This is a genomic window from Leptospira wolffii serovar Khorat str. Khorat-H2, assembly GCF_000306115.2.
In the GTDB taxonomy this organism is placed as follows: domain Bacteria; phylum Spirochaetota; class Leptospiria; order Leptospirales; family Leptospiraceae; genus Leptospira_B; species Leptospira_B wolffii.
In genome coordinates this window covers 239,535-259,950 of record NZ_AKWX02000012.1, presented here as the reverse complement: position 1 = coordinate 259,950, position 20,416 = coordinate 239,535, and the positions used below count along the sequence as shown (strand labels likewise).

Sequence of the window (20,416 nt, the reverse complement as noted above, 5' to 3'; positions counted from 1 at the left end):
AGCTGTCACCGACTCCGACCTGCGGCCGGTCGTTTCCAATCGAACGACCCGTCGGGAGTGAGATTCCCGAAGGGTAGCTGAAGTGCAACGAAGCTAAATTTCGAATCAGATAAACTGCATTATAAGCACACGCCAGCTTCTAAGGGCGCTGCGGAAGGGGGAAGGGTCCCCCTCGCTCCAGCCGCTCCGCGTCTTCCGCTACCCCCTCTCCGGGAATATCATCCTTCGAACCCCGGACCAATCCTTCGTCTCTTGTCTTCCGTCCTCTGTAAAAAGAGTTGTCGATTTCTGAACCGATCACCAAATAGATGAATCAGCAGGCAGGAGTAACAGATGGCCATCGGTAAGGATAATAATAACAGCGTAATCGGCCCCGGTTCCATATTTGAGGGCAAATTCTATATCGCTGGATCCCTACGTATCGACGGAAAATTCGAAGGGGAAATTAAGACCGACGACGCATTATTCATCGGCGAGACCGGAAAGGTCCGCACCAATATCGCAGCGAGAGAAGTGATCGTTGCGGGAACTTTGATTGGAAACATTAAAGCCGAAAGCGAGGTCAGACTCGAAGAAACCGGACGTCTTTTAGGAGATATTATCGCTCCTTCCCTTTCCTTGGCGAAAGGAGTGGTGGCTAAGGGTAATATTACGGTTACCGGGGGTCAAAAGAAGGACGTGAAAAAGATCGTGGAAGAGTCCTTTGGCGGAACCAGAACCCTAGACAACGGAAAGGAAGAATAATCCGAGGCCAGGCTGATTTCTTTTTTCCCTCCTCTTTAGATTCGTCCCAATCAAAAACTCGGGTGGGACTCCACCCGATCGACCGATACTCATAATATGATCTTCAAGAAGCCCAGGCAATTGACCTCCGGAAAAGAGCTCCTCCGGACGGATAATTTCACCCTGATCTACCTGGGCTCCTTCCATTTCCATTATTCCTTTTATTTTCGAGGAAACCTCTATCATGGAAACCTGGACTTTCGCAGACGCAAGTTCCGGATGATCCCTGCTATCGCTTCGGTATTATTCCTGTTACTTTTCCTAGGAATCTGGATGAGTCCCTCCAACGCTTCTATGGAAACCGCGAGCACTGAGATAGAGGAAAACGATTCCGAAGACCTGAAGGCCAAGAAAGGCGACGAAAAATTCCTAGAAGAATCGGAGAAGGCGAAGCTCACGATCCTTATGGCCAACGAGATCCGAAATCCTTCCGACAAGAAAAAGCAGCTCAAGGTCATCACCTACAAGGTAAAACGCAACGAGTCTCTCTCCGAAATCGCCACTCGTCACAAGGTCTCCATGGAATCCATCGCGGGTTCTTCCAATATCAATATGGAAGACACTTTATATCCCGGACAAATATTACAAATCCCGAATAAGCAAGGACTGCTTTATAAGGTTAAGGCGGGGGATACGGTTGCTAAGGTGGCCTCCCTCTATAAGGTGAATCTGGACGAGATCGTAGAGGAGAATAAACTGGACGATTTGGATATCCTACGTCCCGGCCAGAAAGTATTTTTACCGGGAGCGGTCATTCCGGATCCTACTCCCAAATGGGTGGTCCCTGTCACTTCTCATGTCGTGACCTCCAATTACGGTTGGAGAACCTTTCCCCAACATAAATTCCACGAGGCCCTGGACCTGAAGGCGAATTACGAAGTAGTGATGGCCGCTAGAAACGGAAAGGTCATCTTCTCCGGCTGGATGGGCGGTTACGGAAATGCGATCGTAATCGAGCACAACGACGACTTCAAGACATTATACGCGCATAACTCCAGGTTGAATGTAAAACGCGGAGACTACGTGGTAGCCGGCAAAAAAATAGCCACCTCGGGTTGTACCGGATATTGCTTCGGACCTCACCTGCATTTCGAGGTGATTCATAAGGGCAAATCCGTGAATCCGGGCAAATATCTGAAAGGTCTCTCCTATAAGAGAGGCGGAAAACCCAACCATTGATATGAAAAAGCTTCTTCTTTTCTGTCCGTTTTTCTTGTCGGTCTATTGCGGTCCCTCCGTTTCGGAATACCTGGATAAGAGAACCAATCCGATCTATTCTTCCACGCAAGGTATCGAGGTATTCTTCTTCACTTCTCGCGCGGTCAATCCTGCGACTCAAATCGCCTGCTCGAATTCTTATTTCTTAAACTTCGGTATCCAAACCCAGAAAACGGGAAGTTGCTTGGTGAGCGTTCCCGCCGACAGAGAAGTGGGCGCCCTTCCCTTCGGCCTAGGAAACCGGGACAAGTCCTTCCAATTCCTGGAGCATAGGATTCCTAACGGTGACAAGATTCCGCAGGATCAGGAAAATATCTGGTGGAAAAAACTGGAAGAGGATCCTTTCGAAGAGGTCATAGTCTTCGTTCACGGCTTTAATGTTCCTTTCGAAGAAGCCGTTCTTAGATCCGCTCAACTCAAATACGATCTAAAATTTCCCGGCAAAGTGGCCCTCTATAGCTGGCCTGCGGGAGGAGACGGTTCCATGTTAGGGACCCTCTTCCTACGAAATACCTACGAGAAGAATCTTGTCTCCGCAAGAAGCAGTCGGGAGAATTTTAAGAATTTCTTAAGAAGAATGAGTAAGACCGGAAAGAAAATCCATCTACTCGTGCATTCCATGGGGCACCAGGTAGTGTTGAATTCCGTAGCGGAATTGGCAAAAGAAACCCCTGGTTCTCCGTTCCTAAAGGAATTGGTTTTAAACGCTCCCGATTACGATACCGGAGAATTCATTCTCCTACTGGATCCGTTACTGAAATCCTCTACACGCGTCACATTGTATTGTTCTCCGGGTGACTCCGCACTATTCGCTTCTGCCCAGATACATCAGGCGGGTAGATTGGGAGCCTGCTCCAAGTTTCCGGGTGTGGACGTGGTGAATGTGAATCCCATCGATTCCTCTTTGGTTTCCTTGGGACACGGATATTATTCTTCTCGTCCCATTCTTACCGATTTGTACCAGCTATTCCTGGGACTAAGCGCGGAAAAACGTCTATTCATCCGCAAATCGCTTGGGAACGAAAACTATATTCTTCGCAACTGATGGAAATTTCTTATTTCCAACGTTCTTCTTTCGGGCAAATCTCTCGTCATCCTTAGATATAACGTTAGACGCTATACCTAAATCCGCTCCGTACTAATCCCTTCGGATTAGAGCCTTGTTGTAATCTTAGAGACGACATCTCTTCTTTTAAAAAAAGAACGTTGAGATTCGATTTTACTTGCTTCCTAGGAAATAAAATAACACTGACCTTTTTGAGACACATTTTCGGGAATCATTCCTTAATTATGTGGTTGAAACTGATGCTTTTCTTCGTAGATTAAGAGTATGCTCGCGAAACCTAAGATTCTTGTGGTCGAAGACGAAATCATTGTGGCGGTCAACCTAGGGCAAAAACTGAAGAAATTAGGTTACGATCTAGTGGGCATTACTTCTTCAGGAGAAGAGGCGATCCAAAAAGCGGAGGAGAATCATCCGGATCTCGTACTAATGGATATCAATATAGAAGGCAATCTGGACGGTATCCAAACTGCGGAACTTCTTAGAAATCGTTTCCAAACTCCGGTTATCTATCTTACGGCATACGCTGACGAAAACACTTTAAATCGGGCCAAGCGAACTCAACCTTTGGGATACATCGTAAAGCCTTTCGAGTCCGACCAACTCAGATCCTCCATCGAAGTGGCTCTCTATAAGAACGAGCTAGAGCATCGCAGTCGTAAGAATGAGGAATCCCTCAAGTCCACATTGAATCATTTGGAGTCCGGTATCATCACCACCGACGAAAACGGTCTGGTCATATTCTGCAATCCCGTCGCGGAGAAAATCATCGGACTTTCCTATCCCGAATGTATCGGGCAACCTCTCACTAAGATCTTGAAACTCGAGGAATCCAATTCGGTTCCATTCTCGGTTCCGATTTCCGAGGTTTTAGGTTCCCATCATAGCGTGGAAAAATCCGGAATCTTAGCGGTGGATGTGGGAGGAAACAAGACCTCCCTTTCCTATAGCATCTCCCCTATTCTGAATACGGAAGGTAAGTCCACGGGCACCATTACCGTTCTTAGATTGGGAGATTCCGACGAAACCAATCAATCCTATCTGAAGGAAATCCATCATAGAATTAAGAATAACTTAACCGTAATTTCTTCTCTTCTGAGCATGAACGCTTCCAACCTAAAGGACCAAGAGAGTCTAGACGTATTCAAGGATAGCCAGCATAGGATCCAAGCGGTTGCGTTACTACACGAAGTATTGTATGAGAATCACGATCTTTCTTCCATCAGTTTCGATCTATATGTACGCAAGCTGACGGACCTACTCTTCGAAGTGTATAAAGTGGACCGGGAAAAATTCAAATTGAGCCTGGACATCCAAGCCTCCCGCATTCCTAGCGAAATGGGAATGAACTGCGCTTTGATTATCAACGAACTTTTAACCAATTCCTTCAAGCACGGCTTCAAAGACAAGGAAGGCGGCTCCATCTCCATCCGATTTAGTTTGGACGACGGATTATATTCCATGGAAGTCAAAGACGACGGGGTCGGATTCAAGGGTCAAATTTCTCCCGGTAAAAACTCAGGATCCTTAGGTCTGTCCTTGGTCGATTCTTTCGTAAAACTACTGAGAGGAAAGATCACCCTGGAAGGCGATAACGGTTGCAAGGCACTTCTCACCTTTCCCGCAAAGCACGAATCCTAAAAAACGTTTTACGTCTTCATAGAAAGCGAGGATTCTGATCCCGATGAAGACATCTTTTGAATTTTTCGAAATCGTTCCCAGACAGGACGGTGTAGCAGTAGTCTATTTGAATCGCCCCGAAAAAAGAAACGCCATGAACTGGAGTTTCTGGAAAGATCTGCCGGATGTCGTCGAAGAGATCAATAATGATCCCAAAATCCGGTCCTTCGTAATCGCCGCCAAAGGAAAATCCTTCTCCACCGGCCTGGATCTGGAGTCCTTCTTCCAGGAATTCGGCTCCGTCATTCGGGGAGAATACGGAGACGGTCGTAAGAAATTCTACGAATTCATATTACGCATGCAGAAGGGGATCAACGCCGTGTATGATTCTCCCAAACCTTCCGTCGCAGCAGTGCAAAAGCATTGCATCGGAGGCGGCTTGGATTTAATTTCGGCCTGCGATATCCGTTACGCAACCTACGACGCAAGCATCTCCTTAAGAGAAGCTAAGGTCGCCATCGTGGCCGATATGGGATCCATCAATCGTCTACCTTCCATCATCGGACAAGGACATACCAGAGAATTGGCCTTTACCGGAAAAGATATAGACGGAGAAGAAGCTTACAGGATCGGCTTGGTGAGTAAATTATTCAAAACCCAGGAAGAAGTTTTAGAAGCTGCGATCGCGACCGCCTCCGAGATTGCGGCTAACCCTTCCCTGGTCGTCCAAGGTGTGAAAGAAGTTATGAACTTTGCGGAGGGTAAACCTCTTTCCGCCGGACTCAACTATGTCGCTCTTTGGAATTCCAGCTTCTTGGATTCCAAGGATTTTCGACACGCCTTACAATCGTTCCAGGAACGAAAAAGGCCGGAATTCAATAGGGACTGATTTTAAGTTACTTACGCGTACAGATCCAAGAGTCTGGATTTTCCTTCCGTCGCTTGGGTCTGCAATTGAGACTCAACGCTTAGTTTGATCAATTTGGAGTTCAGATCCGCCTGGGTCTGAAAGATTTCTCTAGGCAGATTTGCGATTCTTTCGATCATGAGCGATTGGCTGGTTTGGTTGCCGATTTCCATTTCCTTTTCCTCCGAGATAGCCTGGATTTTTGCGGGCTTTTTCTTTCTCTATTCCCCCGTTTCAATCATCGGTTGATACGAGGAAAACTTGATTATTTTCCGTTTTTTTTTAACCTGTCCCAGTCGTGGGATTTAGGGATCTAATCGTTAGCGCCATCCATAGGGAAAGGCAGAGAGAATTCACCAAAGCATTCAATCTATACAAGGAGTCCCTGAATTTTACCCAGAATTCCAAAACGATTCTGAAGGTCAAAAATCGCCAGGCTTGGTGCCAGTATTATATTGGAAATACCAGAGAGACTCTGAACCTATTCCAAGAGCTCTTGGATCATTTTTCCTCTCATCCGGAAAGCAGACTCTATTATGCGAACTACCTAATCAAAGTTCACAATTACAAACTCGCAAAAAAGATTCTCTCTCATGCGATCGAACTCTTTCCGGATCAACTGGAGCTCTACCTCACTCTCGCGAGCCTTCTCAAAGACACGGATCGTTCCAACGAGGCGATCCAAATTCTAAAGCAAGCCTTGGCCCAGGAAAAATTATCCAGAGGTAGAGGGATCAAGAGAAAGGATATCTGGGCGGAGTTGGGTTATTTGTATTTCCAACGGGGAGATTATAACTCCGCTTTGGCCTCCTTAAAGACCGCGATGAGAATGGACGAAGAGGAGACGTTTCTCCATTACGATATGATCGCCCAATGTTACCTAAAGGTAGCGGATCATAAGAACGCTTTGAAATTCATAGACCTTTACATCAAATATTTCGGAGAATCGGACGCGGATATCCTCGTCATCAAGGCCAGAGCTCATGCGCAGCTTTCCGAAAGTCATTTGGCCTGCGCTTCCTTGCTGCAGGCCTACTCCCTGGAGAACGGACTCAAACTCTCCGCGGAAGATATGGTGGACTTCGGGCCTCTTCTCCAAACAGGATTCTTCGACACTCTGGAGAATGTGGAGATAGACGAGGCCTGAACCGGATTCCTCGATCCTTGATTATCTTTTCGCCGACCTGAAAGATTCATTCAATAAATCGAATACTACTCCGGATCCTGCGATCGCTCCCGAAGCGACTGCCAATACTACAGAATGGCGCATGCTGGAATTGTCCCCGCAAGCAAAGACTCCTTCCACGGTAGTCTGTCCTTTTTCGTCCACCTTATAGACTCCGAATTCGTTTCTTTCGCAGCCTAGATTTTCTCCCAACTTGGATTTGAGCTCCAAAGGAAAATTCGGCGGGCAGAATAGTGCCTGTCTTTCTATCCGTTTACCGTTAGAGAGTTCGACGGATTTCAATTCTTCTCCCTCGAAATCCAGATTAGAAATTTCCTCCTCTATCAATTGGATTCCGTTGTTCTCCAAGAGTTGCCGATTCTCCTCCGAAAAGATCGCTTTTCCGTTCGTAAATAAGATCAAATCGGAAGAAAGACTTTGGACCAAAGGCAACATATGAAACGTCATTTCGTTATTGGAAACCAATCCTAGCTTAAAGCCCTTGGCCTCATATCCGTGGCAAAAAGGACAATGGAAAACGGATTTACCCCATAACTCTCGGAATCCTGGAACGGGAGGCAAACGATCTTGGATGCCGTAAGCGAGGATCACCTTCTTGAATAAATATTCGGAACCTGAATCCATCTTAGCTCGAAATCCGTTTCCGATTTTTTCCAAGGATAGAACCGATCCTTGATAAGATTGGATCGTCTTATATTTTTCCAAATCCTTTCGAACCTGTTTTCTCCATTCCGCAGGATGAATCCCGTCCCTACTCGGAAGATTATTTATATGAGAAGAGGCTAGGTTTCTGGGACGATTATCGTCGCAGAGTAACGCGGTCCTACTGATACGTCCCAAAGTCATGGCGGCGGATAATCCCGCAGGCCCTCCCCCTACTATTAACGCTTCATAATCGAATTTCATTTTATTTGTGAGGCATTCGGTCGTAAACACGACGAATGTCTTTCTCCTTTTGAAATTTTCATTCTACAAAACCCAAGGTCGGACCAGCGCCGATCGCAACAATATCAAAACTATATTTTTCACTTTTTTCATTTATTAATACTTATTAGGTATCAATAATTATTTATTGATCGCAACTTACTTGACTTATTCATACTCTTTTGGTATCAATAGTCATGAAGCTGGAGAAATTGAAGGCCTTCGTTGTCGTAGCCGACGAATTGAATTTCAGAAAAAGTGCGGAAATATTAGGGATGGCTCAACCTCCTCTCACTAGGTTGATCGCTTCTTTGGAAAAGGATCTTTCCACAAAACTATTCGAACGAACCACTAGGCAGGTACAACTCACGAGTGCCGGGATCTATCTCTTGAAATCCGGAAAGGAAATCATCGCTCAGGCGGAAAAAGCCGAAAGAGAAGTTCGAGCCATCGGAAAGATGAGATCCGGAAAGTTGAGCGTTTCCTTTTCGAGAGCCTGCTTCATGGCCAGCCTCCCCGTCATCATTCGGGAATTCCAAAATCGCTTTCCTAAGATTAAGTTGGAATTACAGGAAGAGAGGAGCGATAAGATTCTAAAAGGTCTGAAATCTGGTCGTTATGACGTCGGATTCTTGGACGGAACGATATCAGACTCCGAACTCAAAAACCGTGCGATCCGGGACGAGGCCCTGTGCGTTTTACTTCCGGATCACCATCCTTTGGCTAAAAGGAAATTCATAGAGATTAAGGATCTGAAAAACGATACGATCATTCTTCATTCCAAAAAAGAGGCGGGAGGGTTTTATAATGCGATCCTGCGTCTCTTCGAATTAAGCGGGATACGCCCCGATATCTACGTCAAAAAGGAAAAAGCGATCTGCCCCGAATTAGTGGCCTCGGGCAAAGGACTTTCCCTTAGAATTTCCGGATCCCACCCTTCCCATTTTCCGGGTACAGAACTCGTTCCTATCAGAAATTCCTTCCTTCCCGTTTCCGTGTTTTGGCTGGAGGAAAACGAAAGGCAGGAGTTTAAAAGTTTCTTAAGCTTTGTGACCGAAAAGGATATTTTGAGAAGCAAGGAATCGGAATGTCTGATGGAGATTTTGCCGGGGCTATCTTAAAAGTTTTTATTTTCTTCCATTTTGCTTCTTATCCGATTCGACGATCCCGTCCACCATATGAATCCTTCGTAAAGCGAGCGCCGCGTAGTCCGGATCGTGAGTCACATATAAAATCGTGGTCCCATTCTCCCTATTTCTTTTTCGGAAAATTTCCATGGCCTTGTCCCCGTTCGTAGTGTCCAGATTACCGGTCGGTTCGTCAGCAAAGATCAATGCGGGTTCCATCACGAGGGCTCTCGCGATCGCCGCTCTCTGTTGTTCTCCTCCCGACATCTGAGAAGGATACTTGCCGCTACAATGCTCCAATCCGAAATCCTTAAGTAGTCCTCGGGCAAAGTCCCTTTTCAAAACTTCTTCTCCGATTTTACGTGCAGGCATTAAAACGTTTTCCAAAGCGGTCAACTCGGGCAATAGATAATGAAACTGGAAAACGAATCCTATGTTTCGATTTCGAAACCTATGGGCCTCTTTACTCTCCATTTGAAAAAGATCTTGGCCTTCTAGATACACCTTACCGGAACTCGGCTCGTCGAGTCCGCTCAGCATATAAAGCAAGGTGGATTTTCCCGAGCCCGATCTACCCGTTAAGGAAACGAATTCTCCTCTCTTTAATTCGATATTCACTCCTTTGACGGCGACGGTAGGCGGTTCTCCGAAGGATTTGGTCAAAGACTCGCAGCGCAAGATTATATCCCGATTTACAATCGCCTTCCGATCGGATACGGAGGAACTCCTTAGCACATTCTTCTCCTTTTTCAATTGCTGCCTCTAATAATCTCTACCGGAGAGAGTTTGGAAGCAGACCTGGCGGGAATATAGGCCGCGATTCCGCTAGTGATCACGGACAGACAAAAAGCGTATAAATAAATCGTATAATCCCAGGAAATCCTCATAACGCTCGACATCATCGGACCTTTCGTATTAGAACCTCCTATCGGATATCCGTCCAGAGCATAACAAGCTAGACCTCCTACCAGAAGTCCCAGCAATGCACCCGTAAACCCCAAGAGCAAACCTTGGATAATGAAAAGCCGTATCGTATCCTGTTCGTCGAAACCTAAGGACCTCAGAATGGCGATTTCCTTTTTTTTATGATTCACCACCATATTTAGAACATTATAAATTCCAAATGCAACTACCAGGATTATGGTGAATGTGGTCGTATCCCTCACTATATTTTGAGTTTTAAAAACGGCGAGAATACTTTCATACGCTTGGTCCCAACTCTGCACCTTGTCCCGGGTAAGATAGGACCATTCAGTCGCGACTTCCGACGCTTTGGAAACGTCCTTGAGTCTCACTACGATCTCGGATATCATTCCATTCGACTGCGTAATCCTTTGCACTGTCCGAAGGGAAGCGTAAACTGTACTCTCGTCGATGAGACGATTTCCGACGCGAATCACTCCGGTCACTTTCAGATTGGAGATACTTCCGCTAGGAGATACGACCTGCAAGATGTCCCCTTCTTCCGCGCCCAAGCGCTCCAGCAGGCCGGCGCCTACAAAGATGCTATCCCCGCCCCGATCTAAGTCCCGCAAATTCCCCTTTTCCACATAACTTCCGATCGTGGTAACTTGGGTTTGTCGAACCGGATCTATGCCGAAAAGTTTCCCGGGAAGGGTCTGCTTTCCGAACTTGAAAATCAATTGGCGATTCAGTTGGGGTGCGTAAGCTTCCACTCTATCGTCCCCATCCAATTTCGAGAACCAACCCTTAACGTTCGTCAACTGGGTGGAGTCCGTTTTACCAGACGGGGGCTTGATCCAACGAACATTGGAATCCGAGAAAAACACCCCGCGAAAACTTTCTTCCTTAAGTATTTCGTCCCTGGGAGAGATACGAATCTGAGCGTCGTTGTTTACGAGTTGGTCCGTTATGTATTCCTGGAAACCCAGCATCATACCGGAGAATACCACATATCCCGCCGTTCCGAGTAGGATTCCGAAAAAGGTCAAAAACGTCTGCTGTGGTCTACTGATGAGTTGGCGGATTGCAAGAAAGAACATTAGAATTCCTTACTATTTCCTATCCATGAGAATCAGATCCGTCTCCAGGATAGATTGATCCAGGACTTCACACCATTCTCCATCCACGGCTCCGATTTTAGCCTCCACCCATTTGGATTTTCCTTCCCTCCGAATCCGAACTCTTCCCTTTTCCAAGGCCTTGACGGGAATCAAGAGAGCCTTTTCCTTTCTGGAGACTTCCACCGCGACATCCGCGGTCATTTCGGGAAGAACTCCCTCCGGCATGGAAGCGACTTCTACATTAACGTAAAATTGTCCGTCGGAAGGATACACCCGACTTACCGTTCCGCTCAATTTATTGCCTCTGATGGTCTCGAAGCTCAACTCCGCCTTCTGGCCGGGTCTGATTCTAAGCATGGAATCCTGATCCAAGGAGAGAAGAACGTATGTCTTCTTTAGATCAAGAATCGTTAATACGGCATTCCCGGGCATGACCACCTCTCCCTCTCTAAAAGGGAGAGAGGTAACGGTTCCCGTGAAAGGGGCCCTAAAAAGAGTACCGCTATCCGTATCCAAAAGCTGCGCACCTTGCTTTACTTCCTGTCCTTCCTGAACATATAGCTTACGGATAGAAGCAGTTACGCCTAATTTCAGATGGTAGACCCGATCGGATTTAACGGTTCCGAGCGAATAGACCAATTCTACGATCGGTCCGACCTTAGGTGAAACTTCCTCCCTCCCTCCTCTAAATACCAATAAAGAGAAAACCAGTAAGGGTAATAAAACGATTAAGGAAAGGATAACTTTCCCTTTTTTAGAATCTTTGAGTTGCCGAACCCATGCGATTAGTTTGTTCATGTAGAGCTGTTTTCGATCGAATACTATTCTTTTCTTATATACTGTTCGGATATTTAGGTCAAGCGCTGAAGTGGGAAACAACCGAACCCAAGGGAATCCAGACCAAAAAAAGGGACAAATGAGATTGCCTCCGATCTTCCCCCTAAAAAGGCCCCGAGTCGACCGTGGCCTAAGGCTTCTCCGCTAACTTCTTTTTCGCCAGGTCCACAATCTTGAAATAATCCGCCATGCTCATCCGATTCTCCCCCCCAAGCTTAGAATTCGCGACCTCGCTATGATCGTGAATATATGGAATATTAATCTTTTGTAAATCCTTTTGAGTGATTACGATCGTCTTACTTCCTTTCGTAACCGTAAGATAATCTCCGTCGGGACTCATCCTGGAATGATCTTCCTTATTCTCCAATTCCACCTTACCCTCGCAGTGGCAAATGAAGCTCATACCGTCGTATATATTCGCATAAAATTTGGTTCCCCTGACTCCGGCGGTCGTAGTGGGAGTAACGAGAGAGAGCCCCTCTCCTTTTCCGAGTTTTCGGACTAGGATCCAGGAGCGCCCTTCTTCTTGCGTGAAAACCTTGTCCTGTTTTAGAGAGTCTACTCGGAAACGGGAGCCCGACTGAATTTCGATTATGGAAGCCTCTTCTCCTATAGCCACGGTGGCCAGGGATTTTTCCCCGGTTACCAAAACATCCCCCTCTTTCAGTTCGTCGGATATGGATGCGGTGAGTTTTTCCTCTCCCCTTTGGATGTGAACACTTCCTACAGTGAATACGATTTTACCTGTTCCGGAACTCGATTCCGCTTTCTTACAAAGGCTGAATGACAAAACGACGGAAAGAAGGATTGGGATTGAAACGAGCTTTTTCATAGCCCGCGATTTTGCTTTATCGGATAAGAAGGTAAATTCATTTTTGCGAACCGTAGCCAAAGTTTGGAAATTTCTTACGGCGACTTCTCCCCGCCCGAATCGGAGCTTAAAGAGGATATTTGAATTCGCTCCTTTTTGCTTTACCGATCGTAAAAAAGGCCACCTTATACCCCCAATTGATTAGCTGGTTTCGATCGGATTCCCGAATTCTATCCAATCTTGTAGGAAGAGAAGCTACATTGCTCCCGTCCCAACCGTCGTAATCGAGGACCTTGTCCAGAATTCTGGAACTACCCGCAATGGATAAGAACCCTCCCTTTCTTCTTCCGGATGAGAATAATTCGTGCATTTGCCGAAGCCTCAGATTTCGAATCTGCAATTCCAGAGTATCGATCACTCTTAGGAGCTGGGAAAACCAGTTTTTGCCCTGCCTCGCCTTAGTTTCATAAGGCGCTCCCCCGTCGCTGATATAGATCGTTTTATATTTTTTTAAAGCGGATTCCACCCCGAAGTTATCGTAAACTCCCCCGTCCACCAACACGATCTTATCCATGCCTTCCGTCGTCTTATTTCTAGACGCTTTCCTTAAGGAAAGAACGTAAGGAGAAAGGAAAGGGGGAAAAGAAGAAGAAGCCGCGACGATTTCGGAAAGCTTCAAATCCAATCCGTGAATGCTAATCCCCTTCCAATCCGAAAATTCTCCCTTAGTGAATTTCCATAAGGATCCGGTATTCAAATTCGAGGCGTGAAATACGAATTTGGGTTTTTCGGGTAAAGAACTCAAACGGACCCCGCCGAAGAGCAGCCTATCGTAACTATCCCTAAGGCTACGATTCACGAGACCGGGGATCAAAAATCCTTTGGCCATGGATTTAAGGTCCAAACATCTTTCCTCGGAGAATTTTATGAGAGGAATCACTATCTCTTCTCGTAAATTCGACGCGATGCCTTTGAAACCGAATCTGAGTTTTTCCCATTTCCATCCTAGATATGCCGCAACGATCGATCCTCCCGAAACCGAACTGATCTGAGCTAGTTTAGAAAGGATTCCGATTTCGTTCAAACGGATCAACACTCCTAGATGAAAAAGCATAGCCCTGAAGCCGCCACCCGATAAACAAAGTGCCGTTCCTTCGATCAAGCGTTCGCTATTCGGAATCGTTTTCGATTCGGTCGCTTTTCTTTTTTGCAAGTTTCTCATTCTATTCTCTATCGATAGTTTCTTGCCCAAAGCAATCATTCCAAAAAAAGAATTGATCCTCTCCGTATATCCCCACCCTGGGAATGAGAAGAATATTCCCTTCCCAGGATAAGTCGAATGAAATACTACTCAGTTGCAGAAATCGATATAAATAGTGTTAGATGGGTTCCCTCTTATATTCGTAACGTAACCAAGATGATCGAAGAAAAAGGAGGTAGGTATCTAGCCAGAACCACCAATATGGAAAAAATGGAGGGAGAAAGACCGCTTCCCCAACTCTTTCTGATTATCGAATGGCCCTCCAAGGAAGCCGCCCGAGACTTCTACGAATCCGAAGAATACAAACCTTATCTAGAAAACAGACTAAAAGGTTCCAAAAGCGAATTCTTTCTGGTCCCGGGAGAGGATGTGAACGGCGTAGCCCATATACGGGATTAAAGTTTTTACCTAAATCGCTAGGATTGTACTGGCGGGATTGCGTAAACGCTGGCTTTCTATCCAAGACAAACTGCAGAGAGGGATTTATCCTTCCTTGTGGGAGTTCCTACGCCGTTTAACAATCCTTGCGGAGTCGCAACATGCCTCGATACCTCATCCTTTGCACAGTTTTCCTTTTCCATTCCGTTCTCTCCGCGGAAGAGATCACGGTTGCGGTTGCGGCCAACTTCAAAGGACCGATGGAGGAGATCAAAATCGAATTCCAAAAAGCATTTAAGGATACCATCGTACCGGTTTATGGAGCTTCGGGACAGCTTACGAGTCAGATCAAGAATGGAGCGCCCTTCGATTTATTTCTTTCCGCGGATATGAAATACCCCCAGGATCTTTTTAAAACCGAGTTTGCGGTCTCTTCTCCTAAACCTTATGCGATCGGGATCCTGATTCTATTGGGGACCAAGGAAAATAAAAACAATTCGGACTGGAAGGAATTACTCTTAAGTCCGGAAATCAAGCATATCGCGGTAGCAAATCCTGCGAGCGCCCCCTACGGAGAAGCCGCTGTCCAGGCCTTGAAACACTACGGGATCTACGAGGCTCTCCTTCCTAAGATCGTCTTCGGAGAAAGCATCACACAAGTGAATCAGTTTATCTTTTCCGAATCCTCCGATTTCGGTTTCACTTCCAAATCGGCACTTCACTCGGAGAGCTTTCAAAAAAAACAGATCTCGTTTCAAATCGATCCCAAATCCTACGCCCCCATATTGCAGGGAGTCGTGATGCTGAAATCGGTCCAAGGCCCTAAGAAGAATGCGATCCAAAATTTTTACGGATTTCTATTCACGAAAGAAGTCCAAAATATTTTACTCAAATACGGATACGAGTTACCCAAGCAACCTCGGAAAATCCTAGATTAAGAAAGGACGATTCGATTCATGGAGATAGATCTCACCCCTTTCTATCTGACCCTAAAACTATCCTTTTTCACGACCTTGATTCTATTAGTCATAGGCGTCCCCTTGGCTTATTGGCTAAGTTTTAGTAGGAACTCCTACAAGTACGTTTTCGAAACCTTGTTTAACCTTCCCTTGGTCCTACCCCCTTCCATATTAGGATTTTATCTTTTACTACTTTTCAGCCCTTCCGGATTTCTGGGAGAATTTCTGGAGTATTATTTCGATCTAAGATTGGTATTCAGTTTTTCGGGAATCCTGATCGGCTCCGTCGTATTCAGCCTTCCGTTCATGCTTCAGGCGTTGCAGGCCGGCTTCTCCTCCCTGCCTCCCTCATTCTTCGAAGTCGCCCAGGTTTTGGGAAAATCCAGATGGGAGACGCTATTTAAGGTCGTTCTTCCCAATTGTAAGCCAGCGATTTTGGGAGGCATGATTCTTTCCTTCGCACATACCATAGGAGAATTCGGAGTCGTTCTTTTGATCGGAGGTAGCATCCCGAACAAGACCAAACTCGCCTCCATCGCGATCTACGAAGAAGTGGAGGCTATGAATTACGGTAACGCTCATATTCTTTCTATTCTGCTTGTAGCGACATCCACATTAGTGCTGCTTCCTCTCTTCAAGTATAGAAGGAGGGTAAATTTTCTGGGTTCGCAAAAGGCATGATCCGAGCGGAGATTCGAAAATCGTTCTCAGGTCCGAACTTCGAAAAACTGGACCTGGATTTCCAACTTCAAATCGAGAAAGGGGATTTCGTAGCCTTATACGGAGTATCCGGAGCCGGGAAGACGAGCCTGATCAAGATGATCGCGGGATTATTAAAACCGGACCGAGGAATAATAGAAGTCGACGGACGGATATGGTTCGATTCCGAATCCAAAATCGATCTTCCGATCCGAAAGAGAAATCTAGGCTTCGCATTCCAAGAGAACTCTCTCTATCCGAATCTGAACGTGCGTGAAAATCTGGAATTCGCCCTTCCTTCCAAGAATTCAGATCGAACCCTACTCGAAGAGCTAGTCTCCATTATGAATATCGAAAGTTTAATGGAGCGAAGAATAGAAGGTCTATCCGGCGGACAAAAACAAAGAATCTGTCTGACCCGGGCCGTGCTGCGAAAACCCGAATATTTATTTTTAGACGAGCCATTCTCCTCCTTGGATCGAGGTATGAGATTCCAACTACAAGCCTCGATCCGGAAATTACATAAAGAGCTACAAACGACCACGATCCTCGTCAGCCACGAGATTCCGGAAATATTCAAATTATCGAATAAAGTTTTCTTAATCGACTCGGGAAAAATTCTTCGATCGGGAACACCTATGGAGATTTTCCATAATAAAGGGAGCGATCATAGAATCGTAAACACTGGCGAGATCGTGGATATAGACGCCGGAGGAACGCTGACAGTATGGGCCATGAACACTCTGATCAGAGTGGAATCGAATGAATCCTTTTCTATCCTTAGGCCCGGAGACAAGGTGGAAATCGAATTCGATTACAGGGAAATCAGAATCGTAAAGACGGAATAGATTAGAATCTACCCGCCGGGTTCTCTATCATTCTTTTAAGAATATGGGAAATCTCTGTCCTGCAACTTCCGCAACCCGTTCCTGCGCCTGTGGTCTTGCCGATTCCCGCAAGACTATGCTCTCCCTCTCGGATCGCTTTCTCGATATTTCCTTCTCCCACTCCGATACAGGAACAAACTAATTTTCCCATCGTAGGCTTCATGATCTCCCCTCCGGAGAGGAGGAATTTTCTTCTTTCGCCCAATTCTATTCCGGAGAGAATCCAATCCTTAAACTTAGAGTATTCGGATTTGTCCCCGACGAGAATGGCGGCCACTATTTTGTCGTTTCTAATTATGATTTTCTTATAGATTCTGCTCTGACGATCCAGAAAAGTGATTTCCTCGAAGCCGCCGAAGTTATCGGAACCGTTCTCCAAAGGGATATCCGGCAGACTGATCGTGGCCAGATCTAATTCAGAGATCTTTAATATATAGCCGTGGAGATATCCTTCGAAACTATCGAAAGAGTAGCCGTAAAGATTCTGAGCGGCTATTTTCGCTTCTTCCGTTACAGCCGCCACTGTTCCGTAGATTCCGGTCTTATGCTCCGCCATCTCGCCGATGCAATAGATATTCGGATCGCTTGTCTGTAGAAAGGAGTCCACGAGTACGCCTTCCTTGCATTTCAAACCCGCCGACTTCGCGATTTCTATATTGGGAGTGGTGCCTATTGTGAAAATGATTCCGTCGGCGGAAATAGATCGTCCGTTCGACAGTAGAACCGATTCGACTTCATTCTCTCCTATAATCGCTTCGATTTCGGCCTCGAAGACCAGATCGATTCCTCTATCTAAGATTTCCTCTTTCAGAATTTCGCTCGCGATCCTATCCAAGCGCTTGGACATCAACCGATCGCTTCTTATGATTACCGTAACGTTGACTCCCATGGAGGCGAGAGCGGCGGCCAATTCTAAACCTAGGAGACCTCCCCCCACGATGATCGCGGATTTTCCCTCTTGGAAATATTCCCGGATAGAATCAGCATCCGACTTATTCCTGAGAGAAAATACTCCCTTTCGATTCGAGAAGGATGGATCAGGACGGATCGGAATGCTTCCTAAAGCCAAAATCAATTTATCGTAAGAATAAAGATTTCCTTCGGAATCCCGGACCTTCTTTCCTTCGGGATAAACTTTTACGATCTCAGTCTTCGGGAGCGTATCAATATCCAAGGAATCGATTTCTCTTTTTTCCATGGCGGATAATTGACTGAAGGTTTTCTCCCCACCGATATAATCGGGCAAAAGAATCCTATTATAGAAGGGATCCTCTTCTTTACAGATTACGACGATCTCGTCTCTCGGGGCGGAAGGCCTGTAAGATTTAATAAATTCTAATGTTGCGGTCCCGCCTCCGATAATTAAGATCTTTTCCCGGGGTTTTTTATAAGGAACGATATTCACCGCAGAGATTTTAAAACCCGGTTGCTTGGATATAGGATCGAAACTAGAATCGGTCAAATTATTGGATCGGGAGAGGTCGGTGCCGTTCCTTTTTCCCCAATGCATCGGCAAAAACACCACACCAGGCTTAAGAGCCTTGGAAAGAGTGATCTTAGTCCTCACTATTCCGCGAGAATTTTTGACTTCTACGAGTAGGCCTTCCTTCAGATTGTATTTCGCCGCGTCCTCGGGATGCATCTCCACATTCGCATCCCTTCTATGCTCCTTCAATTTTCGAACCTTGCCGGTTCGGGTCATGGAATGCCATTGATCCCGAAATCTACCGGTGGTAAGAATGAAAGGAAAGTCTTCGGTGGCTTTCTCGGAAGGATCCTCGTAATCCACCGCGTGAATCTTAGCCTTACCGTTCGGTCTATAAAACTTTCTATCGGTGAATAACCTATCCGTGCCCGCTCCGGAATCGGAAGAGAACGGCCACTGCACCGATCTTTCCTTTTGTAGAATCTCGTAATCCAATCCCGAGATATCCATACGAGTACCCCGGGTCAGACGGCAGAATTCCAGAAAGATCTCCTCCTCCGTTTCGTAGGAAAAGTATTTCTCGAATCTCAATTTACGGGCGAATTCTCGAATAATCCAAGCATCGGGCCTAGCTTCTCCCGGAGCCTCCAGAATCTTCGGAAGATAAGTGATTCTTCTATCCGAATTGGTCATGGTTCCGCTTTTCTCCGACCAGCCCGCCGCAGGAAGGACGATGTCGGCGTAAGGTAAAGTTCCCACATCCATAGAAATGTCCTGCACAACGACTAATTCCGCGTTCGCGAGTCCCTTCTCCAAGGTACTGGCATCGGGAAGGCTAACCGTAGGATTCGTACAGACGATCCAAATCGCCTTTAAGCGACCTTCATTCAATTTTTCGAATATTTCAGTAGCGCTAAGGCCCGGTTTACTCGGCAGATCGGAGACCCCCCAAAAATCCGCGACTTCCCTTCTATGCTCCGGATCGTCCAAATCCCTATGTGCAGGGAGTAAATTACACATTCCTCCGACTTCTCTCCCTCCCATTGCATTCGGCTGTCCGGTTAAGGAGAATGGACCGGACCCAGGTTTACCGATCTTTCCTCGAAGTAAATTGAGATTAATGAGAGCTAAACTCTTATTGACTCCGATCAAACTTTGGTTCAATCCCATCGCCCAAAGGCTCAGAAATCCGTTCGATTCTCCGATCATTCTAGCGGCCCTTCTGATTTGCTCGGTAGATACTCCGCAGATTTCTGCCGAGGAATCCGGGTCCATGGAAAAGACCAGATTCTTCAAATCCTCGAATCCTTCCGTATTATATATTATGAATTCCTTATCTATCCAATTGTTTTCGATCAGAATCCTGGCTATGGAATGCAAAAGATAGATATCGGTTCCCGGATTGATCTGTAGGTGCAGATCCGCGTCTTCGCAGGTTTCGGTTTTTCTAGGATCGATCACTATGATCTTAACCGTAGGATCCGCTTTTTTACGGGCCTCTATTCTTCTATAAATAATGGGATGACACCAAGACGGATTGGCTCCCGCAATCAAAAAGCAATCCGCTAACTCTATATCGTCGTAATTGATCGGAACGGAATCCTCTCCCAAAGACATCTTATACGCGGAAACCGCCGAACTCATGCAAAGCCTGGAATTGCTGTCTATATTGTTCGTGCCTATAAACCCTTTGGATAACTTATTTATAATATAATATTCTTCCGTGAGAAGCTGCCCGGAAACGTAGAATGCGACCGAATCCGGTCCATATTCGTCGATTATCCTTCGGAATTCGGAGGCAGCTTTCTCCAATGCGGAGTCCCAAGTCGTCCTTTGGAGGGGAGAATTTCGATCCTCTCGAAGCATGGGGTAAAGAATTCTATCCGATTGGTCCATGACGGAATAATGCAGATTCATTCCCTTGGAGCATAACAGCCCCTTGTTTACCGGATGTTGGGGATCACCTTGTACGGAGATTTCCCTATTTCCCGATTTCTTTACGAGAATTCCGCAGCCGACTCCGCAATAGGAGCAGGTAGTCTGAAATGTCTTAGAATACCTCATTCTTTATCTAGTATGCAATTTCCGAGCCAAGTCACAGACATACAATTGCTTTTCAAGGAATTAGAGTTCCTTCGATTTTTCCCCAAACTACGATAGAATACCCTTTCCATAAAACCACGGCATCCTGTAGAAATACTAGGCATACGGAACCAACCTCCTATTCTTCTCAAAAAATTCTTCCAACTGCTTTATCTTCTCCCTGAAATTTTGCGAGAATGGGGTGTATTAAAACGCCAATTCTC

19 protein-coding genes are annotated in these 20,416 nt (G+C 46.1%); 11 read left to right on the top strand and 8 right to left on the bottom strand.

What is annotated here, in order from left to right; all coding sequences use genetic code 11:
* The first annotated feature begins 333 nt into the window (after positions 1-333).
* The 5 genes from LEP1GSC061_RS10285 (at position 334) to LEP1GSC061_RS10265 (ending at position 5,573) form a co-directional block, all read left to right on the top strand.
* The gene (locus LEP1GSC061_RS10285; RefSeq protein ID WP_016545158.1) at positions 334-744 is read left to right on the top strand and encodes a bactofilin family protein; all 411 of its coding nucleotides are present in this window, start codon (positions 334-336) and stop codon (positions 742-744) included.
* Between the two features lie 96 nt (positions 745-840).
* Positions 841-1,962 carry a peptidoglycan DD-metalloendopeptidase family protein gene (locus LEP1GSC061_RS10280; protein WP_016545381.1) on the top strand — a complete coding sequence of 374 codons (1,122 nt, stop codon included), beginning with the start codon at positions 841-843 and terminating at the stop codon, positions 1,960-1,962.
* Positions 1,958-3,046: an alpha/beta hydrolase gene (locus tag LEP1GSC061_RS10275; RefSeq protein ID WP_375517767.1), complete on the top strand. Its 1,089-nt coding sequence runs from the start codon at positions 1,958-1,960 to the stop codon at positions 3,044-3,046. Before LEP1GSC061_RS10280 ends, LEP1GSC061_RS10275 begins: the two co-directional genes overlap by 5 nt.
* Before the next feature lie 285 nt (positions 3,047-3,331).
* Positions 3,332-4,705, top strand: a complete 1,374-nt coding sequence (locus LEP1GSC061_RS10270; protein WP_016545275.1) for a histidine kinase dimerization/phosphoacceptor domain -containing protein — start codon at positions 3,332-3,334, stop codon at positions 4,703-4,705.
* Positions 4,706-4,748: 43 nt separating this feature from the next.
* Positions 4,749-5,573 carry a crotonase/enoyl-CoA hydratase family protein gene (locus LEP1GSC061_RS10265; protein WP_016545282.1) on the top strand — a complete coding sequence of 275 codons (825 nt, stop codon included), beginning with the start codon at positions 4,749-4,751 and terminating at the stop codon, positions 5,571-5,573.
* Between the two features lie 11 nt (positions 5,574-5,584).
* On the opposite strand, the gene LEP1GSC061_RS10260 is transcribed toward LEP1GSC061_RS10265, so the two are convergent.
* Positions 5,585-5,764 (bottom strand): hypothetical protein, encoded by a 180-nt coding sequence (locus LEP1GSC061_RS10260; protein WP_016545359.1) that lies wholly within the window; start codon positions 5,762-5,764, stop codon positions 5,585-5,587.
* Between the two features lie 125 nt (positions 5,765-5,889).
* On the opposite strand from LEP1GSC061_RS10260, the gene LEP1GSC061_RS10255 reads away from it, so the two are divergent.
* On the top strand, positions 5,890-6,738 hold the full coding sequence (locus LEP1GSC061_RS10255; RefSeq protein ID WP_016545369.1) for a tetratricopeptide repeat protein: 849 nt from the start codon (positions 5,890-5,892) through the stop codon (positions 6,736-6,738).
* 21 nt (positions 6,739-6,759) lie between these two features.
* On the opposite strand, the gene LEP1GSC061_RS10250 is transcribed toward LEP1GSC061_RS10255, so the two are convergent.
* The gene (locus LEP1GSC061_RS10250) at positions 6,760-7,683 is read right to left on the bottom strand and encodes an NAD(P)/FAD-dependent oxidoreductase (protein WP_016545146.1); all 924 of its coding nucleotides are present in this window, start codon (positions 7,681-7,683) and stop codon (positions 6,760-6,762) included.
* A 215-nt stretch (positions 7,684-7,898) separates the two neighbouring features.
* Between LEP1GSC061_RS10250 and LEP1GSC061_RS10245 the strand changes: the two genes are divergently transcribed.
* Entirely contained in the window at positions 7,899-8,822 is a 924-nt protein-coding gene (locus LEP1GSC061_RS10245) for a LysR family transcriptional regulator (protein WP_016545312.1), read from the top strand.
* 6 nt (positions 8,823-8,828) lie between these two features.
* On the opposite strand, the gene LEP1GSC061_RS10240 is transcribed toward LEP1GSC061_RS10245, so the two are convergent.
* From LEP1GSC061_RS10240 to LEP1GSC061_RS10220, 5 genes are all read right to left on the bottom strand, one after another.
* The gene (locus LEP1GSC061_RS10240; RefSeq protein ID WP_415751831.1) at positions 8,829-9,563 is read right to left on the bottom strand and encodes an ABC transporter ATP-binding protein; all 735 of its coding nucleotides are present in this window, start codon (positions 9,561-9,563) and stop codon (positions 8,829-8,831) included.
* A gap of 14 nt (positions 9,564-9,577) precedes the next feature.
* Positions 9,578-10,831 (bottom strand): ABC transporter permease, encoded by a 1,254-nt coding sequence (locus LEP1GSC061_RS10235; RefSeq protein WP_016545295.1) that lies wholly within the window; start codon positions 10,829-10,831, stop codon positions 9,578-9,580.
* 12 nt (positions 10,832-10,843) lie between these two features.
* Entirely contained in the window at positions 10,844-11,650 is an 807-nt protein-coding gene (locus LEP1GSC061_RS10230) for an efflux RND transporter periplasmic adaptor subunit (RefSeq protein ID WP_016545365.1), read from the bottom strand.
* A 169-nt stretch (positions 11,651-11,819) separates the two neighbouring features.
* A complete protein-coding gene (locus LEP1GSC061_RS10225) occupies positions 11,820-12,521 on the bottom strand; it encodes a FecR family protein (protein WP_040508425.1) in 702 nt (233 codons plus the stop codon).
* Positions 12,522-12,627: 106 nt separating this feature from the next.
* Entirely contained in the window at positions 12,628-13,722 is a 1,095-nt protein-coding gene (locus LEP1GSC061_RS10220) for a patatin-like phospholipase family protein (protein ID WP_198014256.1), read from the bottom strand.
* 117 nt (positions 13,723-13,839) lie between these two features.
* On the opposite strand from LEP1GSC061_RS10220, the gene LEP1GSC061_RS10215 reads away from it, so the two are divergent.
* From LEP1GSC061_RS10215 to LEP1GSC061_RS10200, 4 genes are all read left to right on the top strand, one after another.
* Positions 13,840-14,160 (top strand): DUF1330 domain-containing protein, encoded by a 321-nt coding sequence (locus tag LEP1GSC061_RS10215; protein WP_016545298.1) that lies wholly within the window; start codon positions 13,840-13,842, stop codon positions 14,158-14,160.
* A 140-nt stretch (positions 14,161-14,300) separates the two neighbouring features.
* Positions 14,301-15,077, top strand: coding sequence for a molybdate ABC transporter substrate-binding protein (gene modA / locus LEP1GSC061_RS10210; RefSeq protein ID WP_016545395.1), 777 nt, complete (start codon positions 14,301-14,303; stop codon positions 15,075-15,077).
* Between the two features lie 18 nt (positions 15,078-15,095).
* On the top strand, positions 15,096-15,779 hold the full coding sequence (gene modB / locus LEP1GSC061_RS10205) for a molybdate ABC transporter permease subunit (protein ID WP_016545326.1): 684 nt from the start codon (positions 15,096-15,098) through the stop codon (positions 15,777-15,779).
* Positions 15,776-16,645, top strand: a complete 870-nt coding sequence (locus LEP1GSC061_RS10200) for an ATP-binding cassette domain-containing protein (RefSeq protein WP_016545314.1) — start codon at positions 15,776-15,778, stop codon at positions 16,643-16,645. Before modB ends, LEP1GSC061_RS10200 begins: the two co-directional genes overlap by 4 nt.
* A 1-nt stretch (position 16,646) precedes the next feature.
* On the opposite strand, the gene LEP1GSC061_RS10195 is transcribed toward LEP1GSC061_RS10200, so the two are convergent.
* Positions 16,647-20,174, bottom strand: coding sequence for a nitrate reductase (locus LEP1GSC061_RS10195; RefSeq protein WP_016545233.1), 3,528 nt, complete (start codon positions 20,172-20,174; stop codon positions 16,647-16,649).
* Between the last annotated feature and the right edge of the window lie 242 nt (positions 20,175-20,416).

Bases quoted from the DNA above. Each gene is read 5' to 3' on its own strand.
- LEP1GSC061_RS10285 (WP_016545158.1), top strand. From the start codon at position 334: ATGGCCATCGGTAAGGATAATAATAACAGCGTAATCGGCCCCGGTTCC.
- LEP1GSC061_RS10280 (WP_016545381.1), top strand. From the start codon at position 841: ATGATCTTCAAGAAGCCCAGGCAATTGACCTCCGGAAAAGAGCTCCTC.
- LEP1GSC061_RS10270 (WP_016545275.1), top strand. From the start codon at position 3,332: ATGCTCGCGAAACCTAAGATTCTTGTGGTCGAAGACGAAATCATTGTG.
- LEP1GSC061_RS10265 (WP_016545282.1), top strand. From the start codon at position 4,749: ATGAAGACATCTTTTGAATTTTTCGAAATCGTTCCCAGACAGGACGGT.
- LEP1GSC061_RS10260 (WP_016545359.1), bottom strand. From the start codon at position 5,764: ATGGAAATCGGCAACCAAACCAGCCAATCGCTCATGATCGAAAGAATC.
- LEP1GSC061_RS10250 (WP_016545146.1), bottom strand. From the start codon at position 7,683: ATGAAATTCGATTATGAAGCGTTAATAGTAGGGGGAGGGCCTGCGGGA.
- LEP1GSC061_RS10245 (WP_016545312.1), top strand. From the start codon at position 7,899: ATGAAGCTGGAGAAATTGAAGGCCTTCGTTGTCGTAGCCGACGAATTG.
- LEP1GSC061_RS10235 (WP_016545295.1), bottom strand. From the start codon at position 10,831: ATGTTCTTTCTTGCAATCCGCCAACTCATCAGTAGACCACAGCAGACG.
- LEP1GSC061_RS10230 (WP_016545365.1), bottom strand. From the start codon at position 11,650: ATGAACAAACTAATCGCATGGGTTCGGCAACTCAAAGATTCTAAAAAA.
- LEP1GSC061_RS10225 (WP_040508425.1), bottom strand. From the start codon at position 12,521: ATGAAAAAGCTCGTTTCAATCCCAATCCTTCTTTCCGTCGTTTTGTCA.
- LEP1GSC061_RS10220 (WP_198014256.1), bottom strand. From the start codon at position 13,722: ATGAGAAACTTGCAAAAAAGAAAAGCGACCGAATCGAAAACGATTCCG.
- LEP1GSC061_RS10215 (WP_016545298.1), top strand. From the start codon at position 13,840: ATGAAATACTACTCAGTTGCAGAAATCGATATAAATAGTGTTAGATGG.
- modA (WP_016545395.1), top strand. From the start codon at position 14,301: ATGCCTCGATACCTCATCCTTTGCACAGTTTTCCTTTTCCATTCCGTT.
- modB (WP_016545326.1), top strand. From the start codon at position 15,096: ATGGAGATAGATCTCACCCCTTTCTATCTGACCCTAAAACTATCCTTT.
- LEP1GSC061_RS10200 (WP_016545314.1), top strand. From the start codon at position 15,776: ATGATCCGAGCGGAGATTCGAAAATCGTTCTCAGGTCCGAACTTCGAA.
- LEP1GSC061_RS10195 (WP_016545233.1), bottom strand. From the start codon at position 20,174: ATGAGGTATTCTAAGACATTTCAGACTACCTGCTCCTATTGCGGAGTC.